At 72.5% G+C, this 17,194-nt stretch carries 21 protein-coding genes and 1 CRISPR repeat array; of the genes, 13 read left to right on the top strand and 8 right to left on the bottom strand.

Translation table 11 applies throughout. The features are described 5' to 3' along the window. Positions 1-23: 23 nt before the first annotated feature. The 6 genes from ACFC1T_RS08955 to ACFC1T_RS08930 all read right to left on the bottom strand — a co-directional run bounded on the left by ACFC1T_RS08955 (position 24) and on the right by ACFC1T_RS08930 (position 6,488). A complete protein-coding gene (locus ACFC1T_RS08955) occupies positions 24-1,247 on the bottom strand; it encodes a cytochrome P450 (protein WP_375885453.1) in 1,224 nt (407 codons plus the stop codon). Beyond that, positions 1,244-2,491, bottom strand: coding sequence for an amidohydrolase family protein (locus ACFC1T_RS08950; RefSeq protein ID WP_375885452.1), 1,248 nt, complete (start codon positions 2,489-2,491; stop codon positions 1,244-1,246). The genes ACFC1T_RS08955 and ACFC1T_RS08950 overlap by 4 nt, the downstream gene beginning before the upstream one ends. After that, a complete protein-coding gene (locus ACFC1T_RS08945; protein ID WP_375885450.1) occupies positions 2,488-4,047 on the bottom strand; it encodes a cupin domain-containing protein in 1,560 nt (519 codons plus the stop codon). The genes ACFC1T_RS08950 and ACFC1T_RS08945 overlap by 4 nt, the downstream gene beginning before the upstream one ends. Next, the gene (locus tag ACFC1T_RS08940) at positions 4,044-4,925 is read right to left on the bottom strand and encodes an NAD(P)-dependent oxidoreductase (protein ID WP_375885448.1); all 882 of its coding nucleotides are present in this window, start codon (positions 4,923-4,925) and stop codon (positions 4,044-4,046) included. The genes ACFC1T_RS08945 and ACFC1T_RS08940 overlap by 4 nt, the downstream gene beginning before the upstream one ends. After that, positions 4,922-5,644 (bottom strand): hypothetical protein, encoded by a 723-nt coding sequence (locus ACFC1T_RS08935; RefSeq protein ID WP_375885446.1) that lies wholly within the window; start codon positions 5,642-5,644, stop codon positions 4,922-4,924. Before ACFC1T_RS08935 ends, ACFC1T_RS08940 begins: the two co-directional genes overlap by 4 nt. 316 nt (positions 5,645-5,960) lie before the next feature. Next, complete coding sequence (locus ACFC1T_RS08930) at positions 5,961-6,488, bottom strand: ATP-binding protein (protein ID WP_375885820.1); 528 nt, start codon at positions 6,486-6,488, stop codon at positions 5,961-5,963. 502 nt (positions 6,489-6,990) lie between these two features. Here ACFC1T_RS08930 and ACFC1T_RS08925 point away from each other — a divergent pair. The 7 genes from ACFC1T_RS08925 to ACFC1T_RS08895 all read left to right on the top strand — a co-directional run bounded on the left by ACFC1T_RS08925 (position 6,991) and on the right by ACFC1T_RS08895 (position 12,231). Continuing rightward, positions 6,991-7,866 (top strand): helix-turn-helix domain-containing protein, encoded by an 876-nt coding sequence (locus ACFC1T_RS08925; protein WP_375885443.1) that lies wholly within the window; start codon positions 6,991-6,993, stop codon positions 7,864-7,866. Further along, complete coding sequence (locus tag ACFC1T_RS08920; RefSeq protein ID WP_375885441.1) at positions 7,863-8,096, top strand: DUF397 domain-containing protein; 234 nt, start codon at positions 7,863-7,865, stop codon at positions 8,094-8,096. Before ACFC1T_RS08925 ends, ACFC1T_RS08920 begins: the two co-directional genes overlap by 4 nt. 26 nt (positions 8,097-8,122) lie before the next feature. Next, complete coding sequence (locus ACFC1T_RS08915; RefSeq protein WP_375885439.1) at positions 8,123-8,362, top strand: DUF397 domain-containing protein; 240 nt, start codon at positions 8,123-8,125, stop codon at positions 8,360-8,362. A 180-nt stretch (positions 8,363-8,542) separates the two neighbouring features. After that, on the top strand, positions 8,543-9,145 hold the full coding sequence (locus tag ACFC1T_RS08910) for a hypothetical protein (RefSeq protein ID WP_375885436.1): 603 nt from the start codon (positions 8,543-8,545) through the stop codon (positions 9,143-9,145). Positions 9,146-9,224: 79 nt separating this feature from the next. Next, a complete protein-coding gene (locus ACFC1T_RS08905; RefSeq protein ID WP_375885435.1) occupies positions 9,225-9,410 on the top strand; it encodes a hypothetical protein in 186 nt (61 codons plus the stop codon). A 617-nt stretch (positions 9,411-10,027) separates the two neighbouring features. Continuing rightward, a CRISPR array of direct repeats spans positions 10,028-10,602; the repeat unit is 22 nt; unit sequence ATCCCCGCGCCTGCGGGTTCGA. Between the two features lie 149 nt (positions 10,603-10,751). Then, positions 10,752-11,714 carry a hypothetical protein gene (locus tag ACFC1T_RS08900; RefSeq protein ID WP_375885432.1) on the top strand — a complete coding sequence of 321 codons (963 nt, stop codon included), beginning with the start codon at positions 10,752-10,754 and terminating at the stop codon, positions 11,712-11,714. A gap of 19 nt (positions 11,715-11,733) precedes the next feature. After that, positions 11,734-12,231: a hypothetical protein gene (locus tag ACFC1T_RS08895; protein WP_375885429.1), complete on the top strand. Its 498-nt coding sequence runs from the start codon at positions 11,734-11,736 to the stop codon at positions 12,229-12,231. Between the two features lie 622 nt (positions 12,232-12,853). Here ACFC1T_RS08895 and ACFC1T_RS08890 read toward each other — a convergent pair. Both ACFC1T_RS08890 and ACFC1T_RS08885 read right to left on the bottom strand, forming a co-directional pair. After that, positions 12,854-13,213 (bottom strand): hypothetical protein, encoded by a 360-nt coding sequence (locus ACFC1T_RS08890; protein ID WP_375885426.1) that lies wholly within the window; start codon positions 13,211-13,213, stop codon positions 12,854-12,856. A gap of 61 nt (positions 13,214-13,274) precedes the next feature. Next, the gene (locus tag ACFC1T_RS08885; RefSeq protein ID WP_375885425.1) at positions 13,275-13,448 is read right to left on the bottom strand and encodes a hypothetical protein; all 174 of its coding nucleotides are present in this window, start codon (positions 13,446-13,448) and stop codon (positions 13,275-13,277) included. A gap of 1,097 nt (positions 13,449-14,545) precedes the next feature. Here ACFC1T_RS08885 and ACFC1T_RS08880 point away from each other — a divergent pair. The 6 genes from ACFC1T_RS08880 to ACFC1T_RS08855 all read left to right on the top strand — a co-directional run bounded on the left by ACFC1T_RS08880 (position 14,546) and on the right by ACFC1T_RS08855 (position 17,162). Then, positions 14,546-15,208, top strand: a complete 663-nt coding sequence (locus ACFC1T_RS08880) for a hypothetical protein (protein ID WP_375885422.1) — start codon at positions 14,546-14,548, stop codon at positions 15,206-15,208. Beyond that, positions 15,205-15,687 (top strand): hypothetical protein, encoded by a 483-nt coding sequence (locus tag ACFC1T_RS08875; RefSeq protein ID WP_375885419.1) that lies wholly within the window; start codon positions 15,205-15,207, stop codon positions 15,685-15,687. Before ACFC1T_RS08880 ends, ACFC1T_RS08875 begins: the two co-directional genes overlap by 4 nt. A 102-nt stretch (positions 15,688-15,789) precedes the next feature. Further along, positions 15,790-16,179, top strand: a complete 390-nt coding sequence (locus tag ACFC1T_RS08870; RefSeq protein WP_375885417.1) for a hypothetical protein — start codon at positions 15,790-15,792, stop codon at positions 16,177-16,179. 58 nt (positions 16,180-16,237) lie between these two features. Beyond that, positions 16,238-16,573, top strand: a complete 336-nt coding sequence (locus tag ACFC1T_RS08865; protein WP_375885415.1) for a hypothetical protein — start codon at positions 16,238-16,240, stop codon at positions 16,571-16,573. Beyond that, entirely contained in the window at positions 16,570-16,761 is a 192-nt protein-coding gene (locus tag ACFC1T_RS08860; protein WP_375885414.1) for a hypothetical protein, read from the top strand. The genes ACFC1T_RS08865 and ACFC1T_RS08860 overlap by 4 nt, the downstream gene beginning before the upstream one ends. Before the next feature lie 14 nt (positions 16,762-16,775). Next, positions 16,776-17,162 (top strand): hypothetical protein, encoded by a 387-nt coding sequence (locus tag ACFC1T_RS08855; RefSeq protein WP_375885413.1) that lies wholly within the window; start codon positions 16,776-16,778, stop codon positions 17,160-17,162. Positions 17,163-17,194 lie beyond the last annotated feature (32 nt).

Below are 17,194 nucleotides of genomic sequence, written 5' to 3'. Positions count from 1 at the left end.
CTTGCTCCTCATCTGATGGGGTGTCACCACGTAACGGGCAACGCGGTCATGGCGCGCACGATCAGTGCGTCCTGCCAGGAGTGGTCCACCGTAGCCACGCGCAGACCGGGCAGCCGGTCGAACAGGATGGGCAGCGCGACCTCGGCGAGGTCCTTGGTGACGAACGCGCCGGGGCAGCGGTGCGGGCCGTGGCCGAACGCGAGGTGCGGGTTCGAGGCGCGGGCGACGTCCAGCTCCTCGGGCTGCTCGAAGACCGCCGGGTCCATGTTCGCGGCGATCGTCGAGGGCAGGACGGTCTCGCCGGCCCGCAGGGTGTGGGATCCGATCGTGGCGTCCTCGACGGCCGTGCGCGGGAACCCGCCGGACAGGCCGATCGGGATGTAGCGCAGCAGTTCCTCGACGGCGGCCGGCCACAGGTTCGGCTGCTTGCGCAGCGTGCGCAGCTGCTCGGGGTTGTCGAGGAGGGTGGTGACGGCGGAGGACATGAGGATGGAGGGGGTGCGGGCCCCGCCGGCGAAGACGGTGAGCATGAGGTCGGTGACCTCGAGGGCGGTCAGTTCGTCGGGGCCGGTGCGGGCCTGGGCGAGTTCGTCGAGGAGGCCGTCCGGGCGCGCGACGCCGGGGGCGGACAGCTGATCGCACATCTCCTCGAAGCGGGCGCGCATCAGGGCGTAGGCGTCGGGCTCGCAGGGGGAGGTGAGCTTGTCGGCGAGGGAGTGGAACTCGTCGGCGGCGTCAACGGGGCAGCCCAGAACATCACCCACCATGGCGGTCGTGAGCGGGTCGGTGTAGGCGGCGATCAGGTCGCCTTCGCGGCCGGCGGCGGTCAGGTCGTCCAGGAGGCGGTGGGATCGCTGCTCGAACAGGGGGCGCAGGGCGCGGGCCTTGCGGGGGGTGAAGGTGGATCCGACCTGGCGGCGCATGCGGGCGTGCTGGGGGCCGTCCATGGACAGCAGGGCGAGGTCGGGCAGCAGGTCGCGCCCCAGGCGCGGGGTGTCGGGGGCGTTGGCGGCGGCGCGGGTGAGGGCGGGGCAGCCGAGGACCTGCTTGACGTGTTCGTGGGTGGTGGCGAGGTAGGCGGTGTCGGGGTTGCCGTGCGGGAGGGTGACGGGCAGCAGGGCGCCGCTGGCGCGGGCCTGGTCGTAGCCGTCCTCGCGGGCGAAGGTGTGGCGGCCGTCCGGGGTGGGGAACGGGTACGGGCACCGCGGGGAGGGCACCGCGGTGGTGCCGGTGGTGGTGTCGGTCATCGGGTGGCCTTCTTCCGGTCGGGGGTGGTGGCGTAGTTGACGACGCCGCGGGCCATCACGAGCAGCGGGCGGCGCAGCGCGGAGAGGTCGGTGGCGGGGTCGCCGACGACGGCGAGGACGTCGGCGGTGCGGCCGGGGGCGAGGACGCCGGTGGTGTTGGCGCCGATGGCGCGGGCGGCGCAGGAGGTGGCGAGTTCGATGACGTGCAGGTTGGGGGTCTTGGTGTCGCGGTACAGCTCGCGGTACAGGACCAGGGAGGCGGGCAGGTCGGTGTGGGGGGTGCCGGCGATGCCGGCGTCGGTGCCGACCGTGAGGGTGGTGTGGCGGCGCATGATGTCGAGCTGGCGCAGGCGCCGGCCCCACGGGAGGCGCCCGGCGGCGCGGGCGGCGCGGGAGTTCACGGTGGTACCGACGCTGATGCTGTGGTGGCTCATCGCGTCGAGGAGCAGCGCGTCGGGGTTCAGGTCATCGTCGGCCTCGGGGTCGGGCAGCATCCACGTGCAGTGCTCGATGGAGTCGACGCGGGCCTGGATGGCCGCGCGGATGCCGGCGGTGCCGTGGGCGTGGGCGGCGACGGGGAGTTTGAGGGTGTGGGAGAACTGCACGATCTGCCGCAGCAGGGTCTGGTCCCAGTGGCTGCGGTAGGGGGAGGCGGCGGCCGTGCTGGTGAAGCCGCCGGTGATGACGATCTTCGTCCAGCGGCATCCGGCGGCGCGGTTGGCGCGGATCACGTTGTGGGCCTCGCCGAGGGTCGACACGGCGCCGCCGAACGCGGCGAGGTGGCCGCCGTGGACGGTGAGCGGGACTCCGGCGGCCAGGATCCTCGGGCCGGGGGTGCGCCCGGCACGGATCTCGCGGGCGAGGGCCGCGTCCAGCAGCATCGGCGCCCCGAGGTCGCGCACGGTGGTGATCCCGGCGTTGACCATGGCGCGGGCGCGGCGGCGCATCTGCGCGAGGAGCTGGTGGCTGCTGAACGTGCCGACCGTCGCGAACGGGTCGTCGGCGCCGTCCAGGACGAGGTGGGTATGGGCGTCGACGAGGCCCGGCAGCAGCGTCGCCCCCGGCAGCGGGATGTGGTGGGCGTCGCGGGCGTCGCGGGCCGGGACGCTGCGGGCCGGGCCGGCCCACAGGATGATCTCGCCGCGGGTGAGGACGGCGGCGTCCCGGATCACCTGCTGGTCGCGGCCGGTGATCATCTGGTCGGCGGTCAGCAGGACCGGGCTCGCCTGGGCGGTGGTGTTCACGGCCGCTCCGCGCCGGCCGGGACGGCCTCGCCGAGGGCGACGGTGCGGCAGGCGGCGCGCACGGCGTCGACCAGCGGCTCGTGACGGCCCTTCTCCCAGTACACCTCGATGACGGTGGTGCCGCCGTCGACCCTGGCGCCGTGGCTCTGGCCGTCCGGGATCTCGAACGACTCGCCGGCGCGGACGGTACGGCGTTCGCCGCCGCGCTCCAGGTGGACGGCGCCGGTGACGACGATGCCCAGCTGCGGGCCGTGCCGGTGCGCGGGGACGCTTCCGCCCTCGGGGAACGACCACAGGACGGTCTGCCCCTGGCCGTCGCCGACGATCCGCGCGACGGCGCCGGGCATCCTGACCTTCGCCTGCGGCAGCCGTGACACCCACGCCGGCCAGCTCCTCAGGTCGCCGCCGCCGGGCGCGACGGCGACGGTGCGCGCCAGCGGCAGCATCGCGTACTCGCCGTCGTCGTCGACGTCGGCACCGAAGTTCCGCTCCGACAGCAGGTGGTAGTAGTCCAGGCGCAGCGCCTGCATCGCACGGTAGAGGACGGCGCTCTCCACCGGCTCGTGCCGGGCGACGGCGTCGGTGCGCAGCTCGGCGACGAGCGCCAGGTGCTCGCGGGCGTCGGCGACGTCGTCGGTGTCCAGCTGCGCCCACAGGTCCAGGAGCGCCGAGGCGTAGGGGCCCGGGTCGGGGGCGTGGAGGAGGCCGAGGTAGGCGACGGTGGCGAGCTGGAAGACGCCGAGGACGTCGCGGGTGTGGGAGCCCAGGCGGACGAGTTCGGCCGGGATGTCGTCGGCGATGAGGAAGCGGCCGAGCAGGGCGAGGAGCGCTTCGTGGGCGTGGGCGGTGTCGAGGGCCAACGGGTGGTTGAGCTCGCGGCCCTCGATGAGACCGGACACCGCGATGGCCTCCAGAACGCCAGACCAGGTCGACAGGGCATCGGCGGAGAGGATGTCGGCGTAGCGGGTGATGCCGTCCGCGCCGGGGGTGGCCATGGCACGCAGCGTCTCCAGCAGAGCCTTGCGCAGCCGGTGGCCGTCGCTGTCGCGGGCGCTGCCTTCGGCGCGGGAGGGGGTGAGGAGGTAGGTGGCGAGCTGGTGGACGATCAGCTCCAGGTCTTCGCGGGGGCCGGTGGCCGGCCGGGCGAAGCCCGCGCCGATCAGCGCGCCGGTCAACGGCTCGCCGCGGGCGGCCAGCCACAGGTCGGCGCCGAAGTGCCCGCGGGCGGTGGTGCCGGCCTTCACGGAGAAGCACGTCGCCAGCAGCCCGCGGTGCTCCTTCCCGAGGAAGTCGACGACCTGGTGCGCGAGGTCGTCGCCGTCCGCGTGGCAGGGCACGACGACGAGGTCCAGGTCGGACGCCAGGCGCCAGCGGTCCTGGCGGCGTTCGACGGCAGCTTCGCCGCGGGCGAGGGAGCCAGCCACCAGCAGCAGCGCCCCGCGGTCGGTGTCGCGCAGGAACTCCGTCGCGCTCTGGATGGCCTTGTCGACGGCGGCGCTCACCTCCTTCGCGGCGGCGGCGGGGACGAACAGGGTCCTGTCGAACAGCGGATTCACGAAGCGGTCCCATCGGGTAGCGACTGGAGAGAGGGGAGGGCGACGGCGGCCATGTCGACGCGGGCGGCGTGCGGCACGGCGGCCAGCAGCCGGTGCGCGGCCGTGCCGAGCGCGGTGGGGCGGCCGGTGCTCTCGGCGGCGGCGGTGGCGTAGGCGACGTCCTTGGCGAGGTTCGCGGCCGAGCAGCCGACGTCGGCCGGGTCGCGGCCGTGCGTGAACTGCCGGACGTAGGAGGCGGCGGGCGCGGCCCACCCGTACTCGCCGAGGACCGACAGCACCAGGTCCTCGTCGAGGCCGAGGGCACGGGCCAGGCCGAGCGCTTCGGCGACGCTGGCCAGCGCGATGCCGGCCGCCAGGTTGTGGACCAGCTTGTAGGAGGAGCCACTGCTGCTCGGGCCGAAGACGATGAGGCGCTCGGTGAAGCGGTCCAGGAGCGGCCGGGCCGCGGCGATGGCCTGCGCCTCGCCGCCGGCCAGGCCGATCAGCGTCCCGGCGCGGGCGCGTTCCCGGCCGCCGGTCAGCGGGCAGTCCACCGCCCGGATCCCGGCCGCCGAGCACGCCGCCGTCCACGCCCTGATGCGGGGCGCCGACAGCGTCGAGCACTCGACCGCCACCGCCCCGGGGGCGAGCCCGGCGATCGCCCCGGCCGGTCCGTCCCACACGGCGGCCGCCGCCTCGTCGTCGCCGACCAGGGCCAGCGCGGCGTCGGCGCCGGCCGCGGCCTGCCGCGCGTTCGCGCACACCGCCTCGCCCGGGGCGGCCGGCACGCGGCCCGGGGTGCGGTTGAACCAGCGCAGCCGGTACCGGCCGCGCAGGTGCGGCGCGATCGCCCGCGCCATCACCCCCGCGCCGAGCACCGCCACCACCGGCGCGCTCACCGCGCGCCCCGCCGCACACCGCGACGGGGCGCCGGGCGCGCCGAGGAACGCGACTGCGCGGGCACCGCCGCCAGCAGCACCTGCTGGGGATGGGGCTGCTGGGGCTGGGGCTCGCGTCCGGCGTACAGGCACCACACCATGGCCGGCCGCACCACCTGGACGATCGACAGCCCGGCGCGCTCGATCACGTCGACCGAGCCGATGCACGCGTCCGCGCGCCCGTCGACCACCATCTCCACGGCCAGCGGCTTCGCCGGCACGTACTGGCGCTCGACGCCCGGCAGCCATATCTCGGCGAACGACCGCGTCGCCGCGTGCAGCGCCACCGACGCCGGAGCCCCGCGCCGGTCCGGGCGCACCGCCAGCGCCATCGGCTTCGTCGGCTCCGTCCAGGAGTACCGGAGCCCCATGCGCCCGGCCCACCGGAAGTTCAGATCCACCCAGCAGTCGGCGACGTTCCCGTCCTCGACGCTGATGTCGATGTATCCGGCGCAGATCAGCGCCGCGCACCCGTCGCGCCAGGCGCGGTCCATCGCCGCCGGGAACGACTCGGCGTACACGACGTCGTGGAAGTACCGGGCGGCGTGCGACGCGTCCGTGCCGCGCGGCCCGAGGGTGACCACCCTCGGGAAGTCCCGGGGGACCAGCCCGGCCGGGACATCGGCGCCGGCCGGGCGCCGTTCCTTGCTGTCCGCCGTCCGTACGGAGGTCTGGCGCATCAAGGGGAGCCTCTTCCTGCTCAAAGGTCAGGGGGTGGAGAGGGGGGCTGTGCAGCGTGAACGGTGCCGGCCGCGCGCCGTAGGGGTTTCACGCGGCCGGCACCGGGACCTGGCCCGGCGGCCTCCACGGAAGGGAGGAGGAGGGAGACCGCCAGGAGGCCTGGTCCTGCCGGGCCGGACCGCTCGCACGGCCCGGCAGGACCAGAGGGGGAGGTGACGCCGGTTTCTCCACGGTCGTGGAACTGGCCGGCGCCGGATCCGTCCCGGGCGCCTACGGGGGGAGGCTGCCCGGGACGGAGAACAAGGAGGGGCCGCGTCAGGCGACGCCCTGGATCGGCAGCTGGAACAGCTGCCGCGGCCGGGCGACCGGAAGCCCCGGCACCGTACGGCGCGCGGCCGCGGCCGTGGCCTTGGCCCGCTCGGCGACGGTCAGCGAGCCGGGAAGCGGAAGCGTCGCGTGCACCGACTTGCCGCCGCCGCTGCGCCGGCGCCACTCCCAGGCGATCGACGACTTCGCCACCAGCGCCAGGCCGCGCCCGGACTCCTCGTCGGCGCCCGGCTTGCGCCACACCGGCGGCTGCGACGAGCCATCGCTGACCACCACGGCGAAGTTGCCGCGCGGCGTCAGCCAGAGCGAGACCGTAATCGGCCCGGCGTCCCCGGCGTGACGGACGGCGTTCGTCACCAACTCGCTGATGACGAGCATGATGCGGTCCTCGTACGGCTCGGTCAGCGGCAGCGGACACCACAGCCGCGCCGCCCGCAGGGCCCGGCGCCGCGCGATGCCGGCGCTCTGCGGCACCGGCTCGACGGTCCAGCTCTCCTGGGGCAGGTCCCACAACATCAACGGCTGCGTTGTCATCGTCCGACCCGCCAACCTGCTTGCTGGGAGAGGCCGTTGGGGCGCCGATGGCGCGCCTGTGCGACTCCCGTCAGTACTTTCGCCCGTCTGCCGGCCCTGAGCGGGTCGGGGACGTACGTGTCGAACCAGGCCGGTTTCCGGCACGGGCCGCCGATGGACGGCCGCAGAGTCAGGGGCATGTGGGACTCCGGGAAGCGTCGTGAACTGCGTAAATCCGGTTCACGCGTATCGCCGGGGAACGTCATGCCTGATCCGGGACACGCAAGACCGCCGAGCAAACCCCAACCGGCGCCCACCACAGGGAAGTGACGAGCCGTCACGGTGTGTTGGGAACAGAGTGCTCCCCTGTAGGTCCAACTGGCAAGCTTGTGACCGGGACTGGCATATTCGAAAACAAACGTTCTACGGATCCGCGCACCCACTGGGTGCCAAACTGCACCTACAGGTACGCTCGCGACACCTAGCGAGGAGGGGACAGCACCCGATGCCCAACAAGCGCGCCATCCCGACAGCTCGCCGCCGTCGTCTTGGCAAGGAACTCCGCAAGTACCGCAATGAGGCCAAGCTGAGCCTCGACCACATGGCCGGCCTCATGGGCGCGAAGTGGGACGGTCCGAAGGTCTCCCGCATCGAGAACGCCACCGCTCGGATCCACGGTCTCGACACGACCCGCTTCCTCGCGCACTGCGGGGTGACCGATCCCGAGATCGTCACCGAGATGGAGATCTTGGCCCGCAACGCCGGCAAGACCGGGTGGTGGAGCACCTACGACGGGATCGTTCCGAAGCCGCTTGAAGTCCTCATCGATGCCGAAGAAGAAGCGCTTGTGATGAGGCACTACTACGCCACGGTGCTCCCTGGGCTGCTACAGACCGGCGCCTACGCTCGCGAGATCACGACAGCAACCGCCACGCGCATCCCAAAGGAGCGGCATCCGGGCATCGTGGACGTCCGAATGGGACGCCAGGCAGTACTCACGCGACCGAACAACCCACCAGAGTGCATGTTCGTCATCCACGAGGCACTACTGATGCAGAAGTTCACCCCGCACCCCACCGTGATGCGCGAGCAGCTTCTACGGTTGATCGATGTCAGCGAGCTTCCACACGTGAACCTCCAAGTCATGCCGCTCGATGCCGGTCCGCACCCCGGCGCGGAGGGAAACCTCTCGATCCTCAAATACCCCAGGCCATGGCCAACGCTCGTCTCAATCGAAGCTGGTGGCGAGAGCCGCCAGCTGGAAGGCTCGGATGCTGAGTCCGAACGCTTCCTGAAGAACTTCGAGCTGATCATGGCCGCAGCGCTTCCCGCGGACCGATCGCGGGATCTCATCAGGCACCACATGAAAGGGCTCAAGTGACCACCGAGCACGCCGAGACGACGACCGCCCTGTATGCGATCGACGTGACCGGCCTGACCCGCTACAAGTCCCCCCTCAGCACTAACAACGACTCCTGCGTGGAGTTGAAGGACCTGCCGGGCGGCGGCCGGGTCGTCTACGACTCCAAGGACCTCAGCCGGCCCTCGCTGCGCTTCGGCGCGGCGGCCTGGGACGCGCTGGAGGACGCCATCCGCGACGGGCTCATCTGAGCGAAGTACCTGGAAGGAGACGCGTTTTGAGCACCGAGGTCGAGGCCAGAGCAGCCGAGAAGGCGGAGCTGTACGCCCTGGACCTGTCCCAGTTCCCGCGCTGGCGTTCCCCGCGCGGCACCGGCGACGACTACGTGGAGATCGTGCTGCTCCCCGAGGGAGCGCGCGCGATCGTCGACCCGAAGCGGCCGGACATCGAGCCGCTGCGGTACAACGCCGCCGAGTGGGCGGCTTTCACCGAAGGGGTCAGGCGCGGCCTGATCTGACCGGTATCCGCAACGCCAAGGGCCGGTTCCTCCCCGTCCATAGCAGGGAGGAACCGGCCCTTCGGCGTACGCGTGTTCACATTCCCTACACCGGTAACCAGCCAAACCCGCAGCGCGGACTCGGGTCGGGACCAACTGGTCCCGACCCTGCTGTCCCGCCGCCTCGCTACGCTGGCGATCATGGTCCAACCGTTCGGTGGCTGGGAGCTGATCACCGGCCCCGCCTTCCGCCCCCTGCTGGTGCGCCTCACCGTGCTCGGGCCCGACCTCGCGCCCCCGGCCGACCCCGATCCCGTGCTGATCGAGATCCCGCCGCCGACCGACACCCATAACCGGCGCCCGCTTCTCGACCCGTGGTGGGCGTCGATCGAGCACGCGATGCCTGTGCTGCCGGCGGCTGCGACCCCCGGGGACCTGATCACCGCGGCCGGTGTCCACCACGCCACGATCGGCCTGACGATCCCGTACCACGACCAGCTCCCGGCCGCCGACTTCGCGTGCGAGCTGTGGGCGCCGGCCCCCGACCCCGCCGAGACCGGTCTCTGGACCTACCTCGTCGCCCCGCGCCTGGCCGCGCCCGATGTCGAGCTCCACTACGGGCGCCTGCGGATCTACGCCGACACCCTGCTCCCCAACCGGTGGGGCCGCGGCCCTTACCCCGTCGAAAGCGGCCCCCGGGGCGAACCGAGCACGCTGAGGACTCCGATCGAGCCGGACAGCCACTACCGGCTCCAGGTCGTCGAGAACCCGCCGCCTCTCACCGTGAGCGGCCACTGCTTCTGATCCGCGCACCGTGCCGGTTAACGGAGAATGATCTTGTGGCGCGGATGCTGCCGCGGTGGTGCGGCGCCATTCTGGAGGCATGGCCTCCGAAGAGCACGAGGAGATCCCGCCCGCCGCGGTGGACGACCTGGTGGAGCTGGCCGACGGCGACGCCGCCGAGGTGGTGGAGATGCTGCACGCGTTCGGCCTGGACGACGAGGCCGACCTCCTCGAAGAGGAGAACGAGCTGCTTGAGGACGACGAGGACGACGACGAGGAGTTGTGAGTGCTCGCGGGCGGTCCGGCGGGGCGCCCCCTTCGATCCCGCGCTGCGGGTCCCGTCGATCCGCGCAATCGCGGCAAGACAATCTGGAGCCGATCCCGCACTGCGGGTCAACCAGCCGTGGACCGGCTACGGCGTCCTGCACGCGAACGCTCGATCCCCGCACCTGCGGGGCGCACACCCAAGAGCCCGAATTCCGACATCGACGGGGCCCGGACGATCCCCACGAGGGGACCAGCATGCCCGCGATCGCCAACGAACGCTTCGTGACAGGTGATTCCGCCGCTGCGGACCGGTACCGCGCTGCACGAGCCACGCGCGGGCCGGTACTTGCGGCGATCCCGCGCCTGCGGGCCTTGACCTCCTCGTGCGTCAAGAGGACACGAGTCTCGCACCTGCGAGAAGCAACTCCACCCGCAGGCGGCGCCTCTCGCCTACCAGGACCGATCCCCGCACCTGCGGGACCAAGATGACGGTCGTGACGGGCGCCATCGAGAACGACCAATCCCCGCCGCTGCGGGTGCGCAGCGATCGCGCACAGCTCATTGGGTGAGATGGGTGGAGTGATCTCCGCTGCTGCGGAAGCGGCGACAGCCAGGGCGTCCGGCTCGTTGCTGGTACGGCTGATTCCGCGTCTGCGGGTTCGACACCGCGCTCTCCATCTCTACCGCGACCGCGTCGGGGTAATCCCGCGCCTGCGGGTTCGACGGCTCCCGCTTGGCGGCGTCCCGAACATGCTGGGAGCGATCCCCGCGGCTGCGGGTTCGACTCGGGCTGGCTGTTCGCCCGTACTTCCTCCAGAGAGCGATCCCCGCGCCTGCGGGCTCGACGGGTCCACGGTGGGGCCCGTCATGGCCTGTTCGGGGTGATCCCCGCGCCTGCGGGTTCGATGGCGTAGCGTACGGCCTCGACACGAGCCGCGAGGACCAATCCCCGCGCCTGCGGGTTCGATAGACGGGCGACCAAGCTGCAGGCCTCCAGGAGGGACCAATCCCCGCGCCTGCGGGTTCGATCAGCCTCGACTGGACCCTGATCCCACGTTGCCGGACCAATCCCCGCGCCTGCGGGTTCGATCGGTTCCTGGTGGCGCCGCCGCGCTCCGTCTTCGACCAATCCCCGCGCCTGCGGGTTCGATCGCAACAGCGAGGTCCAGGACGTGGCCGTCCTGGACCAATCCCCGCGCCTGCGGGTTCGATGCTTCGTGACCAGCGGTGTTCTCTGGCACGGACAGCATTCTGCCTCACGAAGGCAACCGCGGCGGGGCTGGGGCGCCTCTGGTCTCTGGAACGGGCTGTCCGGGTGCGTCAGCCGGACAGCAGACGCGCTCGTCCCTACGCTGGAACCGTGAGCGTGTACTCCTTCCCCAGCGTTCCGCTCGACCGGTCCACCGGCCAGGGCGTCGCCGTGGTGGTCACCAACCAGCACGGTCAGGTACTCCTGCACCGCCCCTACCGTGCGGCCGGCCGCCGGGCCCGGTGGATGGTCCTCACCGCCCCGCTGCGCGGCAGGGAGCTGCCCACGCACACCGCGCTGCGCCTGATCCGCGAGACGATGCGCGGTGTCGTGGACGACACCGACGTGACGGAGCTGTTCCAGCTGGAAGGGCTCCCCGCGCCGCTGGCGCAGCTGGCCGTGTTCGCCGTGTCCTGGCACACGGACGCCGAAGGGCCCGTCACCCCCGCGTTCGGGTTCACCGAGAGCTGCTTCCTCGAGGTCGAGCAGGCCCGCACGGTGCCCTGCGACCCGCACACCGAACAGGTCCTCGACACCTACCTCGCGGACCTGCCGGAGTGGGAGCGGATGCGGGGGATCACCGACGCCTGGGAACCGGCCCGGCGCCCACAGCGCCCGGACCCGCGCCGCCACCTCGCCCGCCACCTCACCCCGGTGCCGGACGGCATGGGGCTGGCGGCGCCCCCCGGCCCCGGCGGCCGCGGCGCCGGGGCCCGGCCGGCGTTCCGCCTCGAAGCCCTCACCGTGCATCCGGACGACGACGCCCTGGACTCGCCCATGCCGGCGCCCACGGCGCTCACCGCCGCCGCGCAGCGTCCGGCCCCAGCCGCGGCCCGGCTGCGCAGGCTCCTCGCCCCCGACCCGTCCGCGCTCCCGGCCACCGGGTCGCCCGTGCACGTGGTCCCGGCCGTGGACCGGCCGGCCGCCACGATCCTCAACGCCCTCGCCCCGCGCCCGTGGGCCACGGCTCCCGAGGACGGCGACGAGCCGGCCCCCGCCGCCGCCGTCCCGGCCACGCCGCGCACGTCCGCGATGAACCTGCGCCACCTGCTGGCGCCGCTGCCGCCCCGCTGACCACGGAGACGACCTGACCATGGCGCTCACCCTCGACGACCTGATCTCCGCCACCACCGCGTGCACGGGCACCGGCCAGGACGTGACGGACTGCCGGGTCAAGGCCGTGCGCAAGCTGATCGGCGCCAACCCGGGCGATGACCTCGCGGAGTTGGACGATCAGGTCGTCGCTGCGTTCGACGAGATGCTGCCTCCCGAGGACGGCCGCGCGGTCGCCGGCCCGGCGCTGCGCCGTCTCGGGCTGCTCGTCGATGTGGCGTGCGCGGTGCGCCTGGCGCAGGTGGACCTGGCCGCCGAGGAGGCCTCGAAGGCCGCCGAGCGTGTGCAGCGCGCGGCCCTCACCCGGGATCTCACCGCGCGTCTGGCCGGCAAGAAGGTCGTCGAGGACAAGGAGCCGATCGTCAACGGCGGCCTGCCGACGATCGACGGGCAGCTCGCCGCCGTGCGCCGGCCGGGCCCGGTCGGTGCGGCGGTGAAGATCCTCAAAGGTCTCGGCGCGCACCCGGGTGCCCGATAGCATCAGCACCTGCTGCCGGATCGTCCCTGCTCGGGGAGCGGTGGCACGGGCCGCACCATGCGGGATTCTCCGAGGGTTGAGCCGCGCGACTTCACGGCTCTTGGCCCGGCTCCCCGCAGGCGCGGGGATCTTCTCAGCTCGAAATCGCCCCCCGGGGTGGACTGTAGGGGTCCCGCAGGCGCGGGGATCGGCCCGAGTCGGGCAACACCAGGTTCCTGGAGGCGGTATCCGCTTCGCACCGCGCGAAGATCGGGCCTCGTAGAGGCTCAGCAGCACCGTGGTCTCCGGCCGGCGCGCCGCCCGGGAGGAGTCCGTCTGCGGGGAGGCTGGTGTGCGCCGGCATCGGGGCCCGCAGCCGCGGGGATCGGGCCGAGCACCGCCGTGTCGAGTCCGTCCGGGCCCGGCAGCCGCCCGCAGACGCGGGAATCCTCCGTCGATGCGCCGCATCGCCGGGGAGAACGTCCTCGCGCTCCCGCAGCCGCGAGGATCGGACGCTGCTGCTGTCCCGCATGGTGGGCACCGGCGCCGGGGCCCGCAGCGCGGGCATCGGTCTGGGGGCGGGAAGTCGAGCCTTCTCGGGCTCGCCGCAGGCCCGCACCGCGCGGGCATCACGGCAGGGAGGTCAGTGCCGGCGCAGCGCCCACACGGCGGCCGCGGCGGCGACGGCGAGGACCAGGAGCAGGGCGACGACGCCCGCGATCGGCCACGTGCGGTCGTCGTCACGGTCTCCCGGGTGGCGGGGGAGTGCCTGGGCGGCGGTGTAGGAGACGAGCCAGGGACTGACGGCGGCCGGCTCGTGGACGACGACCATGGTGGGCGGTTGGCAGGCCGGCCGTACGGCGACGGGGATCTTCGGCATGGCGGGGGCCTTCGGCGCCGCCGGTGCCTTCGGAGCGGCCGGCGCTTTCTGCAGGTTCACCTTCGGGGCCGCGGGCGGCTTCGGGACGGCCGGGGGCTTGGGGGCGGGAACGCCGGTGTTCATGCGGTGATCCTGCCCGGCCGCGGGGCCGCTCAGAGGCGGCCGGCCGGGTGACGCGCGGGGCTCAGCGGTGGATGCTCGTCGGGTGCCCGCACGCTCGGCAGGTGCGGCGCAGCAGCTTGGTGGCACCGAGGGTGTAGACGGCGGCCAGGGCGCGGCCGGTCTTGCGCAGGGCCTCCGCGGTGAGGCTGTTGCGGCAGGAGGTGCAGTTCTGGCAGCCAGTCTGGACCTTGACCATGGGTGGTTCCCCCCGGGGATTCGGTGGTGCGTATCCGGTGGAGTCTAGAAGGGCGTCCGGGTGGGATGATCTGCGGGTGCTCCCCGCAGGGCGGTCGCGGGGATCGGGTGCTCGCCAGCGCGTAGCAGGTAGCTGGTGATCGTGGTCCCGCAGGTGCGGGAATCGGCTGTCCCTGTACGTGCTGAACGTCCTGTACGGGCGGTGTTGCCCGCAGGTGCGGGATCGGCTCACGCTCGGCCATGGGTGGCCAACGGCGGTTTCCCGCAGGCGCGGGATCACGGCGCGCGGCGACGGCGTCGGGTAGGAGGAAGGTCACCTTGGTGGCCAGGGTGCCTCGGCACACCCTGGCGATAGGTTTTACTCATCCACAAGCGATTGCAAAAGTGTGGGGAGAAACCTCGTCATGACAACTTCCGCGCGCCCCCCTTGGGCTGGACGCGACCCCTGTTGCATCGATTTGCAGCGGCCTTGCCACCTCGGCCGCCTCGGCCGCCCGGCCGCGCCGGTCGCGGTGAGCGGGGGCCGGGAACGCCGGGGATCCTGTCGCGACGCCTACCGGCTGTGACCGGGTCCGGCCTCGGGCGCGTCCGGCCGGACGTCCCAGGGGCGCACCGGGAGTTCGTAGATCCGTCCGCCGATTCCTCGCGGAAATCCGTAGAGATCGGCTACGCAGCGTTGCATCTGCGGCCCTTCTTCAGCCCCGAGGAGATGGGTGTAGACAATCCGTCTGAACTCTCCGTAGTCGTCCATGTCCCCAACGTTGGAATTCCCGATAGGCCTGTATCCCAGGCGCCGGTGCCAGTAGGTACGTTCCCGCTCGATGCGGTCGAGCAGCCGATCTTTTGGCATGGACGCCGCTTGTCGGTCCGTCAGCCTTCGAAACGCAGGCATCACGGATCCCCCTTCCCCGTAATTCGGTGAATCAGCATCGCATTACGTCTAGCCGAAAAGAACACGAAAGGATGGCAATCATGAGCCGGCCGTATAATCCGGCACCCGGTTCGCACACCCGCGCCACCCCGGACCACTGCCTCGCCATGGAACACCTTCTCGATGGAACCCACAGCGAAGTGACAGTCACTCACGGTGTTCTCCGGATGGATCACCGGCGCGCCCCGCACCGCATCTGCGTACGGCACGACGACCACGGCCGCCTCGCCCTCCTGACCGTCGGAGCCGCCGTCACCGCGCAGCACCTCGGCCCGATCGCCGCCGCCCTGATCGCCTGCGCGCCACCGCCGCGCGACCGCAACAACAGCACCCGGCCGCCGGGACACCTCAACGGGCCCTCCATCCACACCGTGTGCCGCATGCGCCCCGACAACCGCGAACCGGCCCTCCTCGACCACCGCGGTGCCCGCTGGAAGATCCCCGGCGCCACCGCCGAGATCGCGCCGAGCAGCATCGTCGTCCACGCCACCGACAACGGCGCCCTGTACGTCCGCGCGGCCCTCAGCGAACCCGACTGGGACACCTGGAACGCCGCCCGCCTGACCGACACGATGCTGTGGGCCCTCGCCGCCCCCGGCGGGCGGCACATGGTGCGCACCACCGCCCCGAAGGGATGGGTGCGCCCCGCCGACGCCGGCCTCGCGGGGGCCGGCCTGAACAAGCCCGGCCGCCGCGCCGGCCTCCTGCACGACGGCGCCTCCACCTGGCACTGCTCGTGCGGCATATCCGGCGCGGCCGACAATCGGTTCCTCGCCCGCGACGCCGGCCGGCGCCACGCCGAACAGGCCCTCTCGTTGGAGACGTCATGAACCGTGAGATCAGCGAGCCCATGGAACGCGTGTGGACCTTTTCCACCGCCCGGTCGCCCTTCACCGCCACGACCGCCGAACTCGTCATGCAGCCGGACGCCGACTGGTACCCGGAGGTCCGGCGCCGGGCCATCGACGGCGGCTTCACCGTCGCCCCGATGCCGATGCGCTGCGCCCCGTGCGTCGTCCTCGTGCGCGCCGGCCGCTTCGCCGAGCTCCAGTTCGCGGGCGAGTTCGCCGTCAACGCCTACACCTGCGAACCACCTTTCCCGGTGACCTCCGAGTGGATGGCCGCCGCGATGGCCCAGCACGCCGTCCACGTCGTCGTCATGCCCCCGGGCACCTGGAAGGCCCAACTCCCGGAGTCCGGCCACGTCTTCGACGACCCGGGGCCGGTCGACACCTACCGGCGCGACCTCGACCGGGCGCTGATCGGCGGCCGGTCACTGTGGGCGATCGCGAAACCGGTCTTCGAGTGACCGGTGGGGCGCGGGGTGGCGCGGGGTGGCGCACACCCTGACGCCACCACCCTCCCCGGTGATAGCATTTACTCAACATCAAATGACGGAGGTTCCGCCGGCATGACCACGATCGACCACACCGACCCCGCCATCAACGAACTCGCCAGGGTCGTCCTCGCCCTCGCCCACCGCTGCGCCGCCAACGCCGAAGCCGCCGCCGAACACATCGGCCACCGCCTCCTGTCCACCACACCCCTGCCCTCCGACGACATCGAGCACTACCAGAACACCGCCCGCGAACTCGCCATCTGGCGCCGCCTGGAAGCCTTCGACCCCCGCCTCGCCGACAACCCGGCGCCGCTGCTGCGCAAGCTCGTCCGCTTCCACAACGGCGAGATCTCGATGCCCGACATCCTCCTGGGCCCCGACGCCGAACCCGGCGACGCCGACAGGGCCCGCGACGCCTTCGCCGCCCTCACCGACTTCGTCACCGTCCTATGCGACAACTGACCGCACCCACCGTGACGGCAACCCGACCGCTCCACCTCACGGAAGGACCCCCATCCCCATGACCGCCCCCAAGCCCCTCAACATCGGCGGCGCCGCCCACTTCCTGCGCGAACGCGCCGAGTTCCTGCGCGTCACCGCCCCGCCGTACGCCGAGGAGCGCTTCACCTTCATCGCGGCCAACGCCTACGATCAGGCCGCCCGCGAAGTGGAGACCATCCCGCACTTCGACCAGGATGGGCTCGCTGTCGGCGAACAGGGCCACGTCCCCGTCTCGTTCCTGCGCATCCTGGCGGACGGCGAGTACCACGAACGGATGGCCCTCGGCGACCGCGCCACCCTGCGCCACGCCCTCGCCGTCCTCCTCAACGACACCCGGAAGGCACCCGACGAGTGACCGACACCCCGACCACCGAGAAGCCGTCCGTCGGCACAGCGCCCGCGGACGGCTTCTACGACCCGGACTGCACCTGCTCCTTCTGGGAGCCGATCGGCCGCATCTGGTGCGCGCACTGCCGTACGGACGGCCCGCTCCCCGGCAGCTTCGCCGACCCCGCCGCCTACCCTTCCGACCTCCACGCCTGATCCGGGAGACCCGCATGAGCGAGCCCGCCCCGCAGACCGCCGCCGACATCGCCCGCCGCATCCTGGCCGACATCGCCGATGGCCGCACCGTCGACACCGACGAACACCACCCGATCACCCCCGAGCAGGCCCGGGTAGCCCTCGGCCTCGACTTCGAGCCCACCACCCGCATCGACCGGCCCGGACAGCACCGCGCCCCGCGCGCCGACATCATCCTCGGCGCGTACGCCGACGCCCTGGGCGAGTCCACCGATCCCGACGCCTCCACCTGGCAGGCCGCTCTCCGGTGGGCCTGCGCCCGCTTCCACGACGGCGCCCCGACCGTGCAGGCGCGCGCCGACCAGGACTTCACCCGCAAGTTCGGCACCACCCCCTGGGCGAGCCTCGCCGCCCGGGACTGACCGACATCACGCCGACCGCCGCCGGGCTGTCC

Origin of the sequence: Kitasatospora sp. NPDC056076 (assembly GCF_042266305.1) — a bacterium.
In the GTDB taxonomy this organism is placed as follows: Bacteria; Actinomycetota; Actinomycetes; order Streptomycetales; family Streptomycetaceae; genus Kitasatospora.
This window is presented reverse-complemented; position numbering and strand designations above follow the sequence as displayed.